The 17,477-nt window shown below is 66.3% G+C and carries 15 protein-coding genes and 1 pseudogene; 6 read left to right on the top strand and 10 right to left on the bottom strand.

Features of this window, described 5'->3' with window-relative positions:
• Nucleotides 1-41 precede the first annotated feature (41 nt).
• The 5 genes from EJ078_RS03335 to EJ078_RS03315 all read right to left on the bottom strand — a co-directional run bounded on the left by EJ078_RS03335 (nucleotide 42) and on the right by EJ078_RS03315 (nucleotide 4,296).
• Nucleotides 42-494: a MaoC family dehydratase gene (locus EJ078_RS03335; protein ID WP_208721074.1), complete on the bottom strand. Its 453-nt coding sequence runs from the start codon at nucleotides 492-494 to the stop codon at nucleotides 42-44.
• Complete coding sequence (locus EJ078_RS03330) at nucleotides 494-1,801, bottom strand: NAD(P)/FAD-dependent oxidoreductase (RefSeq protein ID WP_127217269.1); 1,308 nt, start codon at nucleotides 1,799-1,801, stop codon at nucleotides 494-496. Before EJ078_RS03330 ends, EJ078_RS03335 begins: the two co-directional genes overlap by 1 nt.
• A gap of 24 nt (nucleotides 1,802-1,825) precedes the next feature.
• A complete protein-coding gene (locus EJ078_RS03325; RefSeq protein WP_095801427.1) occupies nucleotides 1,826-3,052 on the bottom strand; it encodes an NAD(P)/FAD-dependent oxidoreductase in 1,227 nt (408 codons plus the stop codon).
• A gap of 167 nt (nucleotides 3,053-3,219) precedes the next feature.
• A complete protein-coding gene (locus EJ078_RS03320; protein WP_095783432.1) occupies nucleotides 3,220-3,798 on the bottom strand; it encodes an OsmC family protein in 579 nt (192 codons plus the stop codon).
• 261 nt (nucleotides 3,799-4,059) lie between these two features.
• Nucleotides 4,060-4,296, bottom strand: coding sequence for a DUF1127 domain-containing protein (locus tag EJ078_RS03315; RefSeq protein WP_164746786.1), 237 nt, complete (start codon nucleotides 4,294-4,296; stop codon nucleotides 4,060-4,062).
• Between the two features lie 192 nt (nucleotides 4,297-4,488).
• Between EJ078_RS03315 and EJ078_RS03310 the strand changes: the two genes are divergently transcribed.
• Nucleotides 4,489-5,871 carry a nodulation protein NfeD gene (locus EJ078_RS03310; RefSeq protein WP_127215966.1) on the top strand — a complete coding sequence of 461 codons (1,383 nt, stop codon included), beginning with the start codon at nucleotides 4,489-4,491 and terminating at the stop codon, nucleotides 5,869-5,871.
• Nucleotides 5,868-6,632: a slipin family protein gene (locus tag EJ078_RS03305; RefSeq protein ID WP_127215967.1), complete on the top strand. Its 765-nt coding sequence runs from the start codon at nucleotides 5,868-5,870 to the stop codon at nucleotides 6,630-6,632. The genes EJ078_RS03310 and EJ078_RS03305 overlap by 4 nt, the downstream gene beginning before the upstream one ends.
• Nucleotides 6,633-6,801: 169 nt before the next feature.
• Here the strand turns inward: EJ078_RS03305 and EJ078_RS03300 are convergent, their stop codons facing one another.
• Genes EJ078_RS03300 through EJ078_RS03290 form a run of 3 tightly spaced genes read right to left on the bottom strand, consistent with a single transcriptional unit; the run spans nucleotide 6,802 to nucleotide 10,534 of the window.
• Complete coding sequence (locus tag EJ078_RS03300) at nucleotides 6,802-9,090, bottom strand: xanthine dehydrogenase family protein molybdopterin-binding subunit (protein ID WP_127215968.1); 2,289 nt, start codon at nucleotides 9,088-9,090, stop codon at nucleotides 6,802-6,804.
• Entirely contained in the window at nucleotides 9,087-10,070 is a 984-nt protein-coding gene (locus EJ078_RS03295) for a xanthine dehydrogenase family protein subunit M (RefSeq protein ID WP_127215969.1), read from the bottom strand. The genes EJ078_RS03300 and EJ078_RS03295 overlap by 4 nt, the downstream gene beginning before the upstream one ends.
• Nucleotides 10,067-10,534, bottom strand: a complete 468-nt coding sequence (locus EJ078_RS03290; protein ID WP_245322377.1) for a (2Fe-2S)-binding protein — start codon at nucleotides 10,532-10,534, stop codon at nucleotides 10,067-10,069. Before EJ078_RS03290 ends, EJ078_RS03295 begins: the two co-directional genes overlap by 4 nt.
• A gap of 459 nt (nucleotides 10,535-10,993) precedes the next feature.
• On the opposite strand from EJ078_RS03290, the gene EJ078_RS03285 reads away from it, so the two are divergent.
• A complete protein-coding gene (locus tag EJ078_RS03285; protein WP_127215973.1) occupies nucleotides 10,994-11,620 on the top strand; it encodes a TetR/AcrR family transcriptional regulator in 627 nt (208 codons plus the stop codon).
• A 7-nt stretch (nucleotides 11,621-11,627) separates the two neighbouring features.
• Here the strand turns inward: EJ078_RS03285 and EJ078_RS03280 are convergent, their stop codons facing one another.
• A complete protein-coding gene (locus tag EJ078_RS03280; protein ID WP_127403450.1) occupies nucleotides 11,628-12,521 on the bottom strand; it encodes a LysR family transcriptional regulator in 894 nt (297 codons plus the stop codon).
• A 102-nt stretch (nucleotides 12,522-12,623) separates the two neighbouring features.
• On the opposite strand from EJ078_RS03280, the gene ampC reads away from it, so the two are divergent.
• The 3 genes and pseudogenes from ampC (at nucleotide 12,624) to EJ078_RS03265 (ending at nucleotide 15,300) form a co-directional block, all read left to right on the top strand.
• Nucleotides 12,624-13,784: a class C beta-lactamase gene (ampC, locus tag EJ078_RS03275; RefSeq protein ID WP_127403449.1), complete on the top strand. Its 1,161-nt coding sequence runs from the start codon at nucleotides 12,624-12,626 to the stop codon at nucleotides 13,782-13,784.
• Nucleotides 13,785-13,879: 95 nt separating this feature from the next.
• Nucleotides 13,880-14,431, top strand: coding sequence for a serine hydrolase (locus EJ078_RS03270; protein WP_127215971.1), 552 nt, complete (start codon nucleotides 13,880-13,882; stop codon nucleotides 14,429-14,431).
• Nucleotides 14,432-14,470: 39 nt separating this feature from the next.
• Nucleotides 14,471-15,300 (top strand): annotated as a pseudogene (locus EJ078_RS03265) (aldo/keto reductase).
• 85 nt (nucleotides 15,301-15,385) lie between these two features.
• Here the strand turns inward: EJ078_RS03265 and EJ078_RS03260 are convergent.
• Nucleotides 15,386-17,389, bottom strand: a complete 2,004-nt coding sequence (locus tag EJ078_RS03260; protein WP_245459087.1) for an alpha/beta fold hydrolase — start codon at nucleotides 17,387-17,389, stop codon at nucleotides 15,386-15,388.
• Nucleotides 17,390-17,477 lie beyond the last annotated feature (88 nt).

Genomic DNA, 17,477 nt, shown 5'->3' with positions numbered 1-17,477 from the left:
CGGCTCGAGAACCGACAGCCGGGCCGAACCGTTGCCGGCGATCATTTGTCCGGCTCGCCCCCGGCGAGCGGCACGATGAACACCGTCGCGGTGCCGGTGAGACAAAGCTCGCCGGCCTCGTTGCGCACCGAGGTCTCCAATTTCGTGATCGGCTTGTCGGCGCGCACGTCCTTGACCTCGACGCGGCCGGTGATCAGTTCGCCGACACCGACCGCCTTGACGAATTTCCAGGAGACTTCGAGGAACACCGAGCCGGGCCCGGGAAGGTCCTCCGCGACCACCGCGTTCAGGATGCCGGAGGTGACGCCGCCCTGCACGATGAGCTTGCCGAACGCCGAGGCCTCGGCCAACGCCTTGTCGTAATGCAGCGGATTGCGGTCGCCGGTCATCTCCGCGAAGGCGTCGATATCCTGCGGTTGCGTGCGCCGCGAACGCTCGGCGACGGCGCCGACCTGCGGCCGCCCCTTGATGACGCCTATCCACCCGTCCTTCATCAAATGTACGGTGATGGTCTTACTCCCGTTCGGTTGCGATAGAGGCTCAAGCCCGCCATTGCCTGCGGTTCGTCCTTGTTTGCCGGCTCTCGATAAGTCGCCAGCCCGCTCATGGCGGGCACGGCGCGGCGGACCGGGATCGCGTGTGCGGCGAGCGCCCGAACCTCGGCCTTCATCACCGCGCTGAAGCGGCGATGCCGCTCGCCGATATCGGCCAGCGACCAGTCGAAGCCGGCAATGGCGTCAGTGGTGTCGAGGATCTGATGGGCGAAGAGATCGCGCTCCTGCTGCCAGGTCGCGAAGGCTGCCTCCGATCCGTCCAGGATCGCCCGCGCCAGGCTCTCGGCGTCGCGCAGCGCGTCGGCAATGCCATGCGAGGTGAGCGGGTCGCGGAAGAAGCCGGCATCGCCGACCAGCGCCCAGCCTGGGCCGTGGGCGCGGCGGATGTAGCCCGGCACGCCGCGGAACGCCTGCAGGCGGGCATCGTCGGGCGCCGGGCTCGCCTGTTCGGCCAGTGCGGGCGAAAGCGCCTCCAGCACCTCCATCCGGGCGCGGAAATGATCAAGGCGGAAGCGCTCGTCGAACAGCTTGGTCGGCACCGAAGCGACGATGCAGGCCAGCCCGGCATTGGTCGGAATGAGGGAGCCGGCGATGCCGTCGCGGAAATACCAGTGATAGCCGGCGCCGGGTTCGACCGGCGCGTAGCCATAGACATGGGCTGCCGAGACCGTGCCCCTTCTGAGCACTTGTGCGTCGCAGCATTTCGCCACCGTGGAGCCGATGCCGTCGCCGCCGATCACGATGTCGGCGCTTAAACGTAAGGCCGCGCGGCCGGCGCCGCGGATCTCGACGCCGCGCACGCGTCCGCGCGTGTCGGCAAAGAGGTCGCCGACCGCCACGTCGTGCAGGAACTCGGCGCCGGCCTTGCGCGCGGCATCGACGAGCATGCGGTCTAGCACGGTGCGCCTAGGCGCGATCAGCCCGGGAAGATCGGGCCCGGCATTGAGCGGAATCGTGATCTCCTCCTCGCCATAGTGGAACGTCGTTGTCTCGATCAGCGGCGTGCCGGCCCTGAGCAGCGGTTTGAGCAGGCCCCAGCGCGACAGCTGCAGCACGGCGGGCCGCATCAGCGCGTGCGTCGACAGCGTGTCTGAGCCGTAGGGCCGGCGCTCGATCGTCAGCACCGTCAGGCCGGCGCGGGCAAGCAGCAGCGCCGTCGAGGCGCCGGCGCAGCGCGCACCGACGATGATGGCGTCGTAATGGGCGCGCTTGGGCGTGGGCGGCAGGGAAATCGCGGTCGTTGGCATCTTCGGTGTCCTCACGGCGGCCTCTCAGGCGGCTTGGCGACCTTTGCGGTCGAGATAGATGGAGACCTCGGCGGCGATCGCTTGCGCGTCGACGCCGGCGCCGCCGATGAAGTTGGAATCGCGCTTGCGCAGAAAGCGGAAGCCGAGCGCGTAGAGTCCGGGAACGCTGGTGATCCCGCCGCGGTGCGCCAGCTCGCCATCCGGCCCAACCGCCGACGGCTCCAGCCAGTCGAACGAGCGGGCATAGCCCGTCGCCCAGATCACCGTGCCGGTCGCCCCCTCCGACAGCGAAAGCCGCTGGCGGCGCGCAGAGGGCGTCGCCACCGGCTCGCGCCGGCCGGGCCGCGCGGCGCCGGCGAAGCGGTCGATCTCGGCAAGCAGCCGCCCCTGCTTCGCGTCCGCCGCCGCGATCTGCGCGGCAAGATCGTCGGCAAAGGCAATCTCGCGGTTGGCTATGCCGCGCACGCGGCCGGTGAGCTCGACGCCGAGCGCCTGCAGCGTGGCAAGGTCGACATCGGCCTTGTCCGGTCGTCCGGCGAGTTGCAGCGAGGGCTGCCGCCTGGCGCTCTCCGGATTGGCAAGTCCGTCGAGCGGCTGGGCCATCACGCCCATCTGACAGAGCCAGAAGAAGATGTCCTTGCCGCGCCACAGTCTCGGCAGGCGCGTATGCTTGCCGACGGACAGCATCACACGCCGGCCGGCGCGCGCGAGCTCGTCGGCGATCTGCACGCCGGAAGATGAGGCGCCGACGATCAGCACCCCGCCGGGCGGCAGCTCGCCGGGAGAGCGATACTGCGAAGCGTGGATATTCAGCGGTCCGCCTCTGGTCTCGGACACAAAGGGCATCATCGGCCGGTCGCAATGCCCCGTCGCCACCACTACGACCCTGGCCGACCAGTCGCCGGCGCTGGTGGAAAGCGCGAAGCTGCTGCCGGTCCGCCTGCAGGAGGTGACCTCGACGCCGCATTCCACCGGCACCTGCCAGCGGCTTGCATAGGTTTCGAGATCATGGACGAACACGTCCTTTGTCCTGAAGCCGTCGGGGTCCGGGCCGTCATAGGGCGAGCCGGGCAGGCCGTTCAGCCAGTTCGGCGTCAACAGCCTCAGCGATCGCCAGCTCTGCGTGCGCCAGCGCTCGCCGATGCGGCCGCGCTCCAGCACGACATGGTCGATTCCGGCGCGGCCAAGGCAATGGCTGAGCGCAAGCCCGGCCTGCCCGCCGCCGATGATGACGACGTCAGCATGTTTCATGGCTCTGTTCCGAGGCCCTGGGAGAGACGGTCCGGATTTCTCCGAACCGTCGCTTCAGCTAACGCATTTCGCCCAGAAGTGTGCAGCGGTTCTGGGACAACGACATGCGTCAAAACAAAGAACTAAGGCGCGTCGCCTGAACCGTTTTCAGGACGACGCGCTTTAGGTCACTGGATGGTCTTGATGCCGACCGTGACCGGCACGCCGTTGGTCAGCACGTCGAACACGGCCGAGCGTGCGCGGGCCTGCTCGACCAGCTGCTCAAGCTTCTCGGCCGGTGCGTCGCCCTCGACCTCGAACGACACCTGGATGTTCTGGAAGCCGTTGCGTACCTCGTCCGAGATGCCGAGGATGCCGCGCAGGTCGATGTCGCCGTCGACCGAGCACTTCACGCTGGTGAGCTTGATGCCGCGCGCGGCGGCGATGTTGGCGAGCCCCGCCATCAGGCAGCTCGCCAGCCCATGCAGCAGCCACTCGACAGGGGTCGGGGCGTTGTCGGCGCCGCACAGGATCGCCGGATGGTCGCTGTCGGCATAGAAGGGCTTCTCGTGCTTCTGCTCCTGGCCGGCACCGTGGAAGCCATGCATGACGCTCTTGCTGTGGGTGCCTTCGATCCATTCGTTGTGGGCGCGGAACTGGAACTTCGCCAGCTCCGGCTGACCGGCGACGAAATTGATGGTCGCCAGGAGGTTCGGTGTGTCGACGCCGTTGAGCGGAACGCGGGCAGGTTTGGTGCTGGGTTGCATGTCACTACTCCGAAGGTTGCTTTGCGGCTTGGTTGCCGTGACGGCTTCCTTTCTGACGCCGATGCGTTTGAACGAGAGTGGATGGCAGCGTGGAATTTCTGATACGCCCACCGTGGAAATTGCATCGCCCGTTTCATTTGGGCGGGCAGCCCGCGACCGGTTCCAATGCCGGCAGTGCTTCGCGCCGGAACGCGAAAACCCCGGCGAGCCGGGGTTTTCACCAGCCTTCCGGCCGGCCGCCGATGCAGTCGTTCATCCGCTTCAGGCATCCGTCCTGCCGGCTGCGGCGAGCGCGGCGCGCGTGGACGTGTAGTGCTCGATCTGCGAGCGGCTGATGCCCATGTCTTTGAGCAAATAGTCCGGCATGGCGCGCAGCGCGGCGCGATCGCTGCGCATCCGCATGGCGTGATAGGCCAGCCGCAATCCGCGGCGGGCAGAGCCGAACAGGTTGAAGCCCGTGCGGTCGGTTTCGTACTGCAAACGATCCATCGTCGTCATTGTCGTCTCCATTGTTGCGAGCGCGTTCATTCGCGCCGTCGATGGGGACAATGACGTACGGGCGAGGGAGCCAGCGTTGGAGGCGACGTCGAAATTGCCGTGGAATCGTGAGGAGGGAGATTACCCGCTCCGCTGCCCTCATTGGACTTGCCCCGGCACAACCCCATATTGAATCCCAAGGAGCTTTGAGGCGTGAAACTCGCGCGGGTGGCCCTTCTGGCAGCGGCTTTCATGGCCGCCGCGGCGGTTTTCCCCTTCTCCTCGGCCGAAACGGCGGGGGAGAGGATGGCCTTGAGCATCGCGATTGACGGCGCCATCGGTCCGGCGAGTTCGCGCCAGCTCAAGGAAGCGCTCAAGACCGCGGCCGAGCGCAACGCCGGGGCTCTCATCCTTCAGCTCGACACGCCCGGCGGCCTCGTCACCTCGATGCGCGAGATGATCGCCGATATCCTGGCGTCCCCCGTTCCCGTCATCGGCTATGTCGCGCCCGCCGGCGGTCATGCGGCGAGCGCCGGAACCTATATCCTTTACTCGACCCATGTCGCGGCGATGGCGCCCGGCACCAATCTGGGCGCCGCGACTCCGGTCGAGATCGGCGGGCTGCCCTCGCTTCCCGGCGGTGAGAAGGACGACAAGGACACCGGGAAGCCAGCCGGGGACCCGATGACGGCCAAGGCGACCAACGACGCGGTGGCGCTAATCCGCTCCCTCGCCGAACTGCGCGGGCGCAATGGCGACTGGGGCGAGAAGGCGGTTCGCGAGGCGGCGAGCCTCTCGGCAGGTGCGGCGCTGCAGCAACATGTCATCGACTTCGTCGCCCGTGACACGGCGGAGCTGCTGCAGCTCGCCGACGGCCGCACCGTCGACGTGGCCGGCAAGAAAGAGGTGCTGGCGACGAAGGGCCTGGCCGTCGAGGTCCTGGATCCCGGCTGGTTCATCCGGCTTCTCGCGGTCATTACCGATCCGAACGTTGCCGTCCTCCTGATGCTGATCGGCTTCTACGGCATCGTCTTCGAGGTCACGAGCCCAGGTGCGGTGGCGCCTGGCGTCATTGGCGCCATCTGCCTCGTACTCGGCCTCTACGCGCTCGATCTCTTGCCGATCAACTATACCGGTCTCGCCCTGATGCTGCTCGGCGTCGCCTTCCTCATCGTCGAGGCTTTCAGTCCGACAGTGGTGCTGGGTGTCGGCGGCGCGGCCGCCTTCCTGCTCGGTGCGGCCATGCTGCTCAAGGTCGAGGGGCCGGGCTTCGCCATATCGTGGGCGGTCATCGGCCCCGCCGCGGCGCTGACGCTGGGCCTCGCGCTGCTGGCCGGCAGCTATCTTTGGGCGGCGCGCCGCAATCCGCCGCGCGTCGGCGGCGGGGCCATGCACGGTCTTTCCGTGGACGTTCTCGACTGGGAAGGCGGAGAAGGTCATGTGCTGGCGCTCGGCGAGCGCTGGCGCGCCAAGGCCGAGGAGCCGATCGCGCCCGGAGATCGTGCTGAGGTGACCGCCGTCAGCGATCTCGTGCTGACGGTGCGGCGGCGTGGTGCAGGTCACAACGGAGCGGGAAACGACGGAGCAAAACGATGACGCTCGGCTATGTCGCCTATCTGATCCTCGCGCTGCTGGTGATCATGTTCCTGTCGGCGGCGATCCGCATCCTGAGGGAATATGAGCGCGGCGTGGTCTTCACGCTCGGCCGCTTCACCGGGGTCAAGGGGCCCGGCCTCATCCTGCTCGTTCCCTTCATCCAGCAGATGGTGCGCGTGGACCTGCGCGTTGTGGTGCAGGACGTGCCGCCGCAGGACGTCATCTCGCGCGACAATGTCTCGGTCAAGGTCAACGCGGTGCTCTATTTCCGCATCGTCGACGCCGAGCGGGCGATCATCCAGGTCGAGGATTTCATGACCGCCACCAACCAGCTGGCGCAGACCACGCTGCGCTCGGTGCTCGGCAAGCACGAGTTGGACGAGATGCTGGCCGAGCGCGACAAGCTCAACAGCGACATCCAGGACATCCTCGACCAGCGCACCGATGCCTGGGGCATCAAGGTCTCCAATGTCGAGATCAAGCATGTCGACCTGAATGAGAGCATGGTCCGGGCCATCGCCAAGCAGGCAGAGGCCGAGCGGCTGCGGCGCGCCAAGGTCATCAACGCCGACGGCGAGCAGCAGGCGGCGGCCAAGCTGGTCGAGGCCGGCGGCATGCTGGCGGCCGAACCGCAGGCCATGCAGCTGCGCTATTTCGAGGCCCTGCACGACATCGCCGGCGAGCGCTCATCGACCGTGGTCTTCCCGCTGCCGATGGATCTGCTCAGCCAGTTTTTGAAGGGCCAGAGCCAGGGCAAGTGATCTCCCCCCTCGAGGCGGAGATGCCCGGCAGGGCAGAGGGGGTCGGTCCGACTGGACTCGGCCTATTGCGACGGTTGTAGGTTGGCGCCCCACGCGCGGCGACCCCCTCTGTCGCCTTCGGCGACATCTCCCCCTCGAGGGTCCCTCGAGGGGGGAGACAAGGCCGGCGCTAAATCAGCTTCTCCAGCGTAATCGGCAGGTCCCGCACCCGCTTTCCGGTGGCGTGGAACACCGCATTCGCAATCGCCGGCGCCACGCCGACGATGCCGAGCTCGCCGACGCCCTTGCCGCCCAGCGCCGAGGAATGCGGGTCGGGGATGCCGACCGAGATCGTCTGGATATCCGGGATGTCGGCATTGGTCGGCAGCATGTAGTCGGCGAGATTGCCGTTGACGATCCGGCCATGGCGGCGGTCGACGATGCCTTCTTCCAGCAGCGCCTGTCCGATACCCATGATGATGCCGCCCTTCCACTGGCTCTCCGCCAGCTTGGGGTTGTAGAGCCGGCCGGAATCGAGCGCCGACACGACGCGCGACACGCGCACCGTGCCAAAATCCTCGTCGACGCGCACCTCGACGAAATGCGCGCACCAGGAGTGGCGGGAATAATCGCCCTCGGTGTGCGGCAGCGCCATGGCGATGGTAGTGTAGTTGTTGTAGCGCTGCTCCGGCGTGAAGCTGGCCGGAACCGTGTCGCCCTTGGCCTCGATCTTTTCGCGACCGAGGGCGCGCATCAGCTCGGCGATCGAGAACTCCGGGCCGTCACCGCGCGGCGAGGCGATGCGGCCACCCTTCACTTGAAGCGTGTTCGCCTGCAGCCCATGGAAGGGCGAGCGCGGATCGGAGAGCGCCAGCCCGATCAGCTCGTCCAGCGCCTGGCCCGCCGCCTTGTAGACCGCGCCGGTCATGACACCGGCAAGCCGCGAGCCGCCGGTGACGCCGGCGCGGGCGAAATGGGAATCCCCCAGCCTCACCGACACCTTCTCCACCGGCACGCCAAGCGTCTCGGCCGCGGTCTGCGCCAGGATCGTGTAGGTGCCCTGGCCCATGTCGATGGAGGAGCTTTCGACCTCGACCGAGCCGTCGGCCAGGAGCTTCACCACAGCCTCGCCATAGGCGCGCCTAACCGGATAGGTGCCGGCCGCTACGCCCCAGCCGATGAGCTGGTGGCCGTCGCGCATCGAGCGCGGCTCACGCGAACGCTTGGCCCAGCCGAAGGCTTCCGCGCCGGCGGCAAAGGCCTCGCGCAACTGCCTTGTCGACCACGCCTTCTTGGCGTGGGAATCCTGCTCGGCATAATTGATCAGCCGCATCTCCAGCGGGTCGATACCGAGCTCATGGGCGAGCTCGTCGATGGCGCATTCGATACCGAAGGCGCTCGGGTTCTCGCCCGGCGCGCGCTTCGCCCCCGGCACCACCGTGTTCACCCTGACCACATTCTGTTTCGAGGAGAAATTCGGCGTCGCATACATGATCGAGGTGACGGAGCCGAGCGGCTCGACCCACATGCCGTCGACCGCCGTCTCGTTGACGCCGCGATGCACGATCGACTGTATGCGGCCCGCCTTGTCGGCGCCGATCGCAACCGTCTGGCGCGTCGCGGCGCGGCCGCCATAGGAGGTGAAATTCTGCGGCCGGTTGAGCACCAGCTTCACCGGGCGTCCGAGCATCTTTGCCGCTGCCGCCGCCACCGCGCTGTGCGCGAGCGCCAGCGCCTTGGAGCCGAAGCCGCCGCCGATATAGGGCGAGACCAGCCGCACGTTCTGGAACGGCACGCCGAACCATTCGGCATAGGTGCGCGCCATGCCGTCGAGCCACTGGCTCGGTTCCCAGATGGTGAGCTGGTCGCCCTCCCAGCGCGCGATCAGCCCGTGCGGCTCCATCGCCGCCTGGAACTCGCGCGGCGTGTTGTAGGCGGCGCAGACGCGCACCGGTGCCTCGGCGAAGGCGGCTTCGGGGTCGCCCCATTCCTTGGTCATGGCGTCGACCGGAATACCGTCGCTGCCGTCGCTCAGGTCGACGACTGCCGGCGTCTCGTCATAGCTGACCTTGACCAGCGCCGCGGCGGCGACGGCCTGCTCGAAGGTCTCGGCCACGACGGCAGCAACGTGCTGGCCGGAAAAGGTGACCTCGCGGACGAGCGGGCAATAGGTTTCTTCGGACGGCTGTCTGCCGAACCAGTCCGATGCCGAATTCAGGTCCATGATGGTGTCGGGCGTCAGCACCGCGAGCACGCCTGGCGCGGTTTCCGCCGCGCGCGTGTCGATGCCGGTGACCTTGCCGGCGGCAATCGTCGCGCCGACCAGCACCGCATGGGTCAGGCCTTCGAGGTGCTGTTCGAACGCGTAACGCGCGGCGCCGGTGATCTTGGCCGGGCCGTCGACGCGCGACAGGCGCCCGCCCACCGCTTCGAGGCGCGCGCTGTCGGAGCCTGCGTGTTTCATGTCATGAACGGTCATGCCGTTTCTCCCAATTTCAGGATGGCGCGCGCGATCACGCGGGGCGCCAATGCAATCTTGTAGTGGTTGGCGCCGTGGTCGACGGCGCCCTCCATGGCGAGATCGCTCGCCTTGCGAACGGACGCTTCGTCGAGCGGCTTGCCCTTCAGCGCCTCTTCGACTTCGCGCGCCCGCCACGGTTTCGTCGCGACGCCGCCGACCGCGACGCGGATGTCGCGTATGGTGCGGCCGTCGCCCTCGAGCTCCAGTCCGACGGCAGCGCTCGCCGCCGCGAACTCATAGGACTGGCGGTCGCGGACCTTCAGATAGGTCGAGCGCCGGGCCGCGGCCGAGCCCGGAATCTCGATGGCCGTGATCATTTCGCCCGGGCGGATGTCGTGCTCGCGTTCGGCCGTTGCGCCAGGGGCGAGGAAGAAGTCCTCGACCGTCAGCTTCCGTTCGCCGAGATCGACCTCGGCGTCGAAGGCGACCAGCGCGATGGCAAGATCGCCCGGATAGGTGGCGATGCAGGCTTCGCTGGTGCCGAGCACCGCATGGCCGCGCGTGACGCCGCCGATCGCCGAGCAGCCGCTGCCCGGCTCGCGCTTGTTGCAGGCCGGGAAGTTCTGCGGATCGCGGAAATAGGGACAGCGCGTGCGCTGCATCAGGTTGCCGCCGATGGTCGCCATGTTGCGCAGCTGCGCCGAGGCCGCCTGCCACAACGCTTCCGAAACCGCCGGGAAGTGGCTTTTCACCTCGGCGTTGTCGGCGACATGGCTCATCTTGGCCAGCGCGCCGATGACGGCGCGGTCGGCGGTTACATCAATGGCGTTGAGCCCCTCGATACGGCTGATGTCGATGACGGTGGCCGGTTCGGCGACGCCGCATTTGGCGAGATCGATGAGCGTCGTGCCGCCGGCAAGCAGCATGGCGCCGGGAAGGGCGGCCGCGTTGCGCGCGGCCTCGACGCTGTCGGCGCGAAGATAGGAAAAGTCTCTCATGAGCGGAGCTCCCTGGCTGCCTGGCGGACGGCGGCGACGATGTGCGGATAGGCGCCGCAGCGGCACAGATTGCCGGCCATGTATTCGCGGATCTCCTCGTCGGAGCCGGCATGGCCCTCGCGGATGCAGGCCACCGCCGACATGATCTGTCCGGGCGTGCAATAGCCGCACTGGAAGGCGTCCTGTTCGAGGAAGGCGGCCTGCACGGCGTGCAGCGTGCCGTCTTCGTCGGCGAGCCCTTCTATTGTCGTGATCGAGCGTCCCTCGACCTGGGCGGCGAGCGTCAGGCAGGCCAGCACCCGCTCACCGTCGACATGAACGGTGCAGGCGCCGCACTGGCCCTGGTCGCAGCCCTTCTTGGTGCCGGTGAGGTGGAGCCGCTCGCGCAACGCGTCGAGCAGGGTAACCCGCGGCTCGATATCGAGCGCGTGGTCACGGCCGTTGATGGTGAGGTGGATGGACAAGGTGGTGGGGCTTGCGCCATTGCTGGCCTGGCCGTTCCTGAAATGGCCGTCTTCGGGAGGATCGATGATCGTCTGGCTGGTCATGAGGCGTCGGGCTCCGATTGCTGGACGCTAGGGGGAGGGAAATGGGGCTTGGGAGGAGAGGGGCAAGGCGTCGAAGCAGCTAATCTCCCCCTTGCGGGGGAGATGCCCGGCAGGGCAGAGGGGGTCGTCTCACGTAGAGCGCCAACGTCCTCGCGCCTCGCGCGCCAGCAAGGCGTTTCACGCGCGGCGACCCCCTCTGTCGCCTTCGGCGACATCTCCCCCTCGAGGGGGAAGATTAGGCGCTTACCCCGTGACATATCGCTTCCCCTGATTATATGATAAGACAACTCCACTAAAACGGAGGCGCCTCCGTTTATTTACGTGGGGGCTGACCCGCATGGGTTCAAGCCCCATATTGCGACAGTGGAGAAAAAACTGACTGAACAGCCCTCGGAGCCTGCCGAAAAGCCTGAAACGCCGGCGCCAAAGCCGCTGCGCGCCGACGCGCGGCGCAACCGCGACAAGCTTGTCGAGGCGGCGGCGCAGGCATTTGCCGCCGAGGGTGTCGATGCCTCGCTGGAGGAGATCGCCAAGCGGGCAGGAGTCGGCATCGGCACGCTCTACCGGCATTTCCCGACGCGCGAGCATCTGGTCGAGGTGGTCTACCGCCGCGAGGTGGAAGCGCTCTGCCATGCGGCCGAGGAACTTGCCGGCGCTCATCCGGCCGATGTGGCGCTGGAACTCTGGATGCAGCGCTTCGTCGACTATATCGCCACCAAGCGCGGTCTGGCGACAAGCCTGCGGCTGTTGCTCACCACCAACTCGACGCTGTTCTCCGATACCTCAGGCCGCGTATCCGGCGCGCTGAAGGGGCTGGTCGAACAGGCCGCAGCTGCGGGGAAGATCCGCGCCGACGTCGATGCGTCGGACGTGCTGCATGCGCTGGGCGGCATCTACTCCGCCCCCAACACGCCCGACTGGCGGGACCGCTCGGGGCGGCTGGTGAAGCTCTTGATGGATGGGCTGAGGTTCGGGGCATCGGAGGCGGCGAAAGCCGGCTGAAGCACCGCTAGCTGGGCGCGCTTCGTCTGTCCGGTTCCAAGCTGGTGATCCAGTCCGCAAAGGCCGACATCGCGGCGGTCGGTTCCCTGGACTTCAGCTTGGTCAGCCAATAGCTGCCGAGCGATATGGAGGCCTGGAAAGGGCGCCTTATCGACCCCTTGCTCAGTTGTCGCGAAAACATCAGCGCCGGAGCCAGCGCAACGCCTGCCCCTTGTTCGGCGGCTTCCATCATCGCCAGTGAAGAATCGAAGACGATCGCGCTCGCGAAGTTCGCAGGCGCTTCCATGCCGGCGGCCTCGAACCAGCGGCTCCATTCGTCCTGACGGTAGCTGCGCAGCAAGGTAAGCGCGCCGAGGTCCTGCGGCGCGTGAAGCGTCGCCGCCAGTTCCGGCGTGCAAAGCGGCGTCAGAGGTGCTTCGAAAAGTTCCGTCGCATCAAGTCCATTCCAGGCGCCGTTGCCGAAGCGGATCGAAAAATCCAATCCCTCGGCCGCCAGGTCGACGCGGTTGTTGTTGGTGGACAGGCGCAGCTCGACGAATGGATGGGTGCGCCGGAAGTCTTCCAGTCTCGGAAGCAGCCAGCCGACGGCGAAGGTTCCGACGGCGCCGACGACGAGCGGTTCGCGCAGTTTTCCAGATCCGACCCGCTCCAGCGATCGCGCCAGGCGGTCGAAGGCGTCGCCGACGATCGGCAGCAGAGCCTCGCCTTCCGCCGTGATCTTGAGGCCGCGAGGCAACCTGCGAAACAGCTGCACGCCGAGCCGCTGTTCGAGCGATCGAACCTGCTGGCTAACGGCGGCCTGCGTCACCGCCAGTTCGATGCCGGCACGTGTGAAGCTGAGATGCCTGGCCGACGCCTCGAAGGCCCGCAATGCATTGAGCGGCAGGTAAGGTCGAACCATCGATGCCCAAGATTATCTTATAGCTGTTGCGATTTATCATCGTTTGTAGCCGGTTCGAAGGGGTCATAAACCCGCAATCGTCCGATCCAGAGGGAGCAGATCATGTGCAGCCGGCTTCGCTTCACCATCGCCGCCGTCGTCCTCGCCTGCGCGCCGGGCAGCCTGTCGGGCGCTCGTGCCGCCGATCAGGACGCCAAGATAAGGCAGCTCGTCGATGAGGCGGTGAAGCCGGTGATCGCCCAGTACGACATTCCGGGGATGGCCGTCGCCGTGTCCGTGAACGGCGAGCGCTTCTTCATCGACTATGGCGTGGCCGAAAAGGACACCCGGGCCGCCGTCACGCGCGATACATTGTTCGAGCTCGGCTCGATCAGCAAAACCTTCACCGCGACGCTCGCGGCCTATGCCGAGGTCGAGGGCAAGCTCGCACTTGGCGACAAGGTCGGCAAGTACATGCCCGAGCTTCAAGGCAGCGCGCTGGGCGATGTCAGGCTGCTCGACCTCGCCACGCACACGGCCGGCGGTTTCCCGCTGCAGCTGCCCGATACGGTGAAGACGCAAAAACAGCTCATCGCCTATTATCGCCAATGGAAGCCGCAATTCGCGGCCGCCACCACCCGCACCTACGCCAACCCGAGCATCGGCCTGCTCGGGATGGCCACCGCCAAGGCGATGGGCGCGAGCTTCCCGGCGCTGATGGAAAAATGGCTGCTGCCGGAACTCGGCTTGCGCCGAACTTACGTCAACGTCCCGGCCGCACAGACGAAATCCTACGCCTGGGGCTACAACCGCAACGACAAGCCTGTCCGCGTCACCCCGGCATTGCTCGCCGAAAAGGCCTACGGGATCAAGTCGAACGCAGTCGACATGATCCGCTTCATCGAGGCCAACATGGGCGTCGGCAAGGTGCCGGACGATGTCGCACGCGCGCTCGAAGCCACCCACACCGGCTATTTCCGTGCGGGCGAACTCATCCAGGATCTGATCTGGGAGCAGTATCCCTATCCGGTCGACCTGGCGAAGATCGTCGCCGGGAATGCGCCCAGTATGCTGCAGCCGATCCCTGCAACTGCGATCGAGCCGCCGATGGCGCCACGCGCCGACGTGGTGCTCAACAAGACCGGCTCGACAAACGGCTTCGGCGCCTATGTCGCCTATGTCCCGTCGAGGAAGATCGGCATCGTCATGCTGGCGAACAAGGCTTACCCGAATGAGGCGCGAGTCAGGGCGGCCTACCAGGTGCTGTCGCGGCTCACCGACTAGCCGCGCGTGCGATCGCTTCGGCGCTCCTGGGCCAATGCACTTTTCACCGGCGCTCCGCCTGCGCCCCAAAAAACCTGCCCAAAATGGAGAAACAGATGACCTCGATCACCCGGCGTTCAGCGCTTGCCGGCGCATTCGCATCCTTGCCGATCGTGCGTATCCAGGCGGCGACGCGGCCGGGCAAGCCCGATGTGATGGCGGCGACCAAAGCGGTCGAAGCGCTCGAAGCCAGGAATGGCGGGCGCCTGGGCGTCATGGTTCTCGATATCGGGACCAACGCCGCGATCGAGTACCGGGCGGACGAGCTGTTTCCGATGACCAGCACCTTCAAGTTCCTCGCCGCCGCGGGCGTGCTCAAGGCCGTCGATGACGGCAAGGCCAAGCTCGACGACCGCATCGTCTATGGACATCGTCGCAATCCTTTGGCCGCCCGAGGGCGCACCCATTCTCGCAGCCGTCTACTACACCGGATCCACCGCGCCGCGGGCGTCGCGCGAGGCAGTCCACGCCGATATGGCCCGCATCATCGTCGAGACGTTCGCGGGATAGCGCGGCCTGGGCGGCGTCGAGGGCTGAAGGGCTCTTGCAGGCGTTTCGGCGAATACACAGACCCGTTATCGGCTCGTATTGCTGAAAGCGCAGCCTAGATAGAGCGAGGCAAGAAACCGCACAGAAGGAACCTCTCATTGCCTGAACAGCTCAAACTGAACGACGGCTCGACCATTCCTCAGATCGGCCTCGGCGTGTGGCAGGTCGATCCTGATATTACCGCCAAGGTCGTCCACTGGGGCATCGAGGCCGGCTACCGCCTGATCGACACTGCCGAGGGTTACCGCAACGAGGAAGGCGTCGGCGAGGCGATCCGTTCGGCCGGCGTGCCGAGGAACGAGCTGTTCATCACCTCGAAGCTGCGCAATGGCGGCCACCAGCGCGACGCGGCGTTGCGCTCGTTCGACGACACCATGCAAAAGCTCGGCATCGACCAGATCGATCTCTTCCTGATCCACTGGCCGGTGCCCAGCCAAAACAAATATCTGGACGCCTGGAAGGCGCTCGTCGAGCTGAAGGAAGCCGGCCGCATCAAGCCGGTCGGCGTGTCGAACTTCGAGCAGGACCATCTGGAGCGCATCATCGGCGAGACCGGTGTAACGCCCGCCGTCAACCAGATCGAGCTGCACCCGCGCTTCCAGCAGCGCGACAAACGCGAGTTCACGAGAGACACAACATCCGCATCGAAAGCTGGAGCCCGCTGGGCAGCGGTCGGCTGCTTGCCGACCCGACGCTTCAGGCGATCGCCAAGAAGCACGGCAAGTCGGTGGCGCAGGTGACCATCCGCCGGCATCTGCAGGAAGGGCTGGTCGTCATCCCGAAATCGGTCCAGCAGGACCGCATCGCCGGTAATTTCGACGTCTTCGATTTCGAGATGGATGGCGAAGACATGCAGACGATCCGCCGCATGGACTCCGCCGACGGCCGAACGGGGCCAAACCCGACGACGGCGGCGTTTATGTTCTGACGAAAGTCACAAGCCTGGCGGAGCGCCAGTGACGGCAAAATACTGGAGCGCGCCCGGCAGGCCGCTTGCTTTCATCTCACCTTGTTCATCGAAGGTCAGGCCGGAGCCGACGACGAGGTCGCGCATCGTCCGCGATGCGATGATCTGGCCCGGCTGGGCATGGGTCCAGCAGCCGCGACGTGACTTCGATTGCGATGCCGGAAAGGTCATCGCCACGCGCCTCGCACTCGCCGATGTGAATTGCCGCGCGAATTTCGACGCAGCATGGCTTCAAGCGGTTGGCGATCGCCATTGCGCATTCGATCGAGCGCGTCGGCCGCTGGAACGAGGCAAGCAACCTGCCGCGCGACCGCCTGATCTCCGCGCTGCCGCCAAGCAGCAATTCGTCGCGAACGATGTCCGCCTGCTCGGAGGCTTTCCCGCCCTCGGCCGCATCGACGATGGCGAGCGCCAGCACCGATACGAGCACGCGCTCGCCGGGCGAAGCGGGCAGGGCACCGGTTACGAAGGCCTTGATCTGCTCGACCAGGCCGTCGCTGTCCTCGCCCCAGATCACGTGATCCCTGCCGGCAAGCTCGACATACCGGGCGCCCTCGATATGAGCCGCCAGATAGCGGCCTTCTTCCTGTTTCACCCAGCGATCACCCGTCCTCTGCATGACAAGCGTCGGCACATGAATGGCCGGCAGGATGTCGCGCACGTCGATCTCGGTGCCCCAGCGCCAGAGCGCGATGGCGTCGGCCGGCGAGGCCGAATTCCTGAGATAGGCGGCGTACCACTCCCGCTCGGCCATGTTTTCCATTAGGCTCGGAGCGGCGTTGCTCATGTCGGCGGGCTTGCCCCACTCTCCTTCGACGATATCGATATCCTGCTGCACCTCTTCGACAGTTCGCGCCCAGGGATAATCCTTCGCCCAGCCACCTTTGGCATAAGCTCCGGTGAGCACCAGCGCCGTGCGCTCGGGATAGGTGGCGGCAAACAGCATGCACATAGGGCCGCCTTCCGAACTGCCGAACAGTACCGTGCGATTGGAGCCGGCAGCGTCCAGCACGGCGCGCACGTCTTCCATGCGCTGCTCCAGCGTGGGCAGACCGACATTGCGGTCGGACAGGCCGGTGCCGCGCTTGTCGATGCGGATCAGGCGCGAGAAGGAGCCAAGCCGCTTCAGCACACGGGTGAAACGCGGCGATGCCCAGGCAACATCGAGATTGGAGACCCAGCCCGGCACATAGAGGATGTCGACTGGCCCATCGCCGGTAACCTGGTAAGCGATGTTGACGCCCGACGATTTGACATAGTGGGTCGGTGGGCGCGAGAACTCGGATTCGGCGCTCGAAGCCAGAGGCCGGGCAGGTGATGCAGTACGGCGGGCGCGCAGCTCTTCATGCAAGTTCCGAGTTTCGGCTTCCGGCATCAGCCGCAGCTCGCGCTGCAGCGCCTCGCGGCAGAGCTCATATTGCTTCAGCGCGAGGTTGATGCGCCCTTGCGCCGCGTAGCTTCGCATCAGGGCACGATGAACATCCTCGCGCAGCGGCTCCATCGTCAGCAGCCGCATGGCGGCACGCATGCAGGCGGCGGGATCACCGGCAGCTGTGTAGTGATTGATGAGCCTGTCCAGCACGGAGACGGCAATCGCCCGCAAGCGCTCACGCTCGATCCGCAGCCATTCCTCGAACGGCTCTTCCCGCAGACCTAGCCCGTCGAGCAGGTCGCCGCGATAGACGGCGACGGCTTGTTCGAGATCTTCGGGCTTGGGGCTCGCCACCAGCGCCTGGAAGCGAGCCACGTCGAACTCGAAATCGTCGAGACGCAGCGCGATGTTTGCGCCCTCGGTCAGGAGGCGGCCACCGCCCGAGACGCTCATTGCCTTGCGCACGGACGAAACTGCCTGCCTCAGGCTCGAACGAGCCTGGGTCTCGTCGTTGAGACTCCACAGCAGCGCCGCGAGTTTCTCGCGCGACTGCGCCTGGCCGGCCTGTAGCGCAAGATAGGCCACCATGCCGCGCGCCTTGCGGCTGAAGGCGGGAGCCGTTGCCCCGACGCCGACAAAGTCGAAACCGCCCAGCAGGTGAAGATGAGGCGCCGTCATCGGAAGCCACCCCTGACCATGATCGAGGCAATTCTTTCGCTTAGCTGTCGCTAATTCAACTACGATCTCGTGCGGTCAGCGCTTTTCA

It is taken from the genome of Mesorhizobium sp. M1A.F.Ca.IN.022.06.1.1 (assembly GCF_003952605.1).
GTDB lineage: Bacteria > Pseudomonadota > Alphaproteobacteria > Rhizobiales > Rhizobiaceae > Mesorhizobium.
Note: the sequence above shows the minus strand (reverse complement) of the source record. Positions and strands in the feature narration are given on the sequence as shown.

Coding starts and splice junctions, on each gene's coding strand:
- EJ078_RS03335 (WP_208721074.1), bottom strand. CDS start 494: ATGAAGGACGGGTGGATAGGCGTCATCAAGGGGCGGCCGCAGGTCGGC.
- EJ078_RS03330 (WP_127217269.1), bottom strand. CDS start 1,801: ATGCCAACGACCGCGATTTCCCTGCCGCCCACGCCCAAGCGCGCCCAT.
- EJ078_RS03325 (WP_095801427.1), bottom strand. CDS start 3,052: ATGAAACATGCTGACGTCGTCATCATCGGCGGCGGGCAGGCCGGGCTT.
- EJ078_RS03320 (WP_095783432.1), bottom strand. CDS start 3,798: ATGCAACCCAGCACCAAACCTGCCCGCGTTCCGCTCAACGGCGTCGAC.
- EJ078_RS03315 (WP_164746786.1), bottom strand. CDS start 4,296: ATGACGACGATGGATCGTTTGCAGTACGAAACCGACCGCACGGGCTTC.
- EJ078_RS03305 (WP_127215967.1), top strand. CDS start 5,868: ATGACGCTCGGCTATGTCGCCTATCTGATCCTCGCGCTGCTGGTGATC.
- EJ078_RS03300 (WP_127215968.1), bottom strand. CDS start 9,090: ATGACCGTTCATGACATGAAACACGCAGGCTCCGACAGCGCGCGCCTC.
- EJ078_RS03295 (WP_127215969.1), bottom strand. CDS start 10,070: ATGAGAGACTTTTCCTATCTTCGCGCCGACAGCGTCGAGGCCGCGCGC.
- EJ078_RS03280 (WP_127403450.1), bottom strand. CDS start 12,521: ATGGTTCGACCTTACCTGCCGCTCAATGCATTGCGGGCCTTCGAGGCG.
- ampC (WP_127403449.1), top strand. CDS start 12,624: ATGTGCAGCCGGCTTCGCTTCACCATCGCCGCCGTCGTCCTCGCCTGC.
- EJ078_RS03270 (WP_127215971.1), top strand. CDS start 13,880: ATGACCTCGATCACCCGGCGTTCAGCGCTTGCCGGCGCATTCGCATCC.
- EJ078_RS03260 (WP_245459087.1), bottom strand. CDS start 17,389: ATGACGGCGCCTCATCTTCACCTGCTGGGCGGTTTCGACTTTGTCGGC.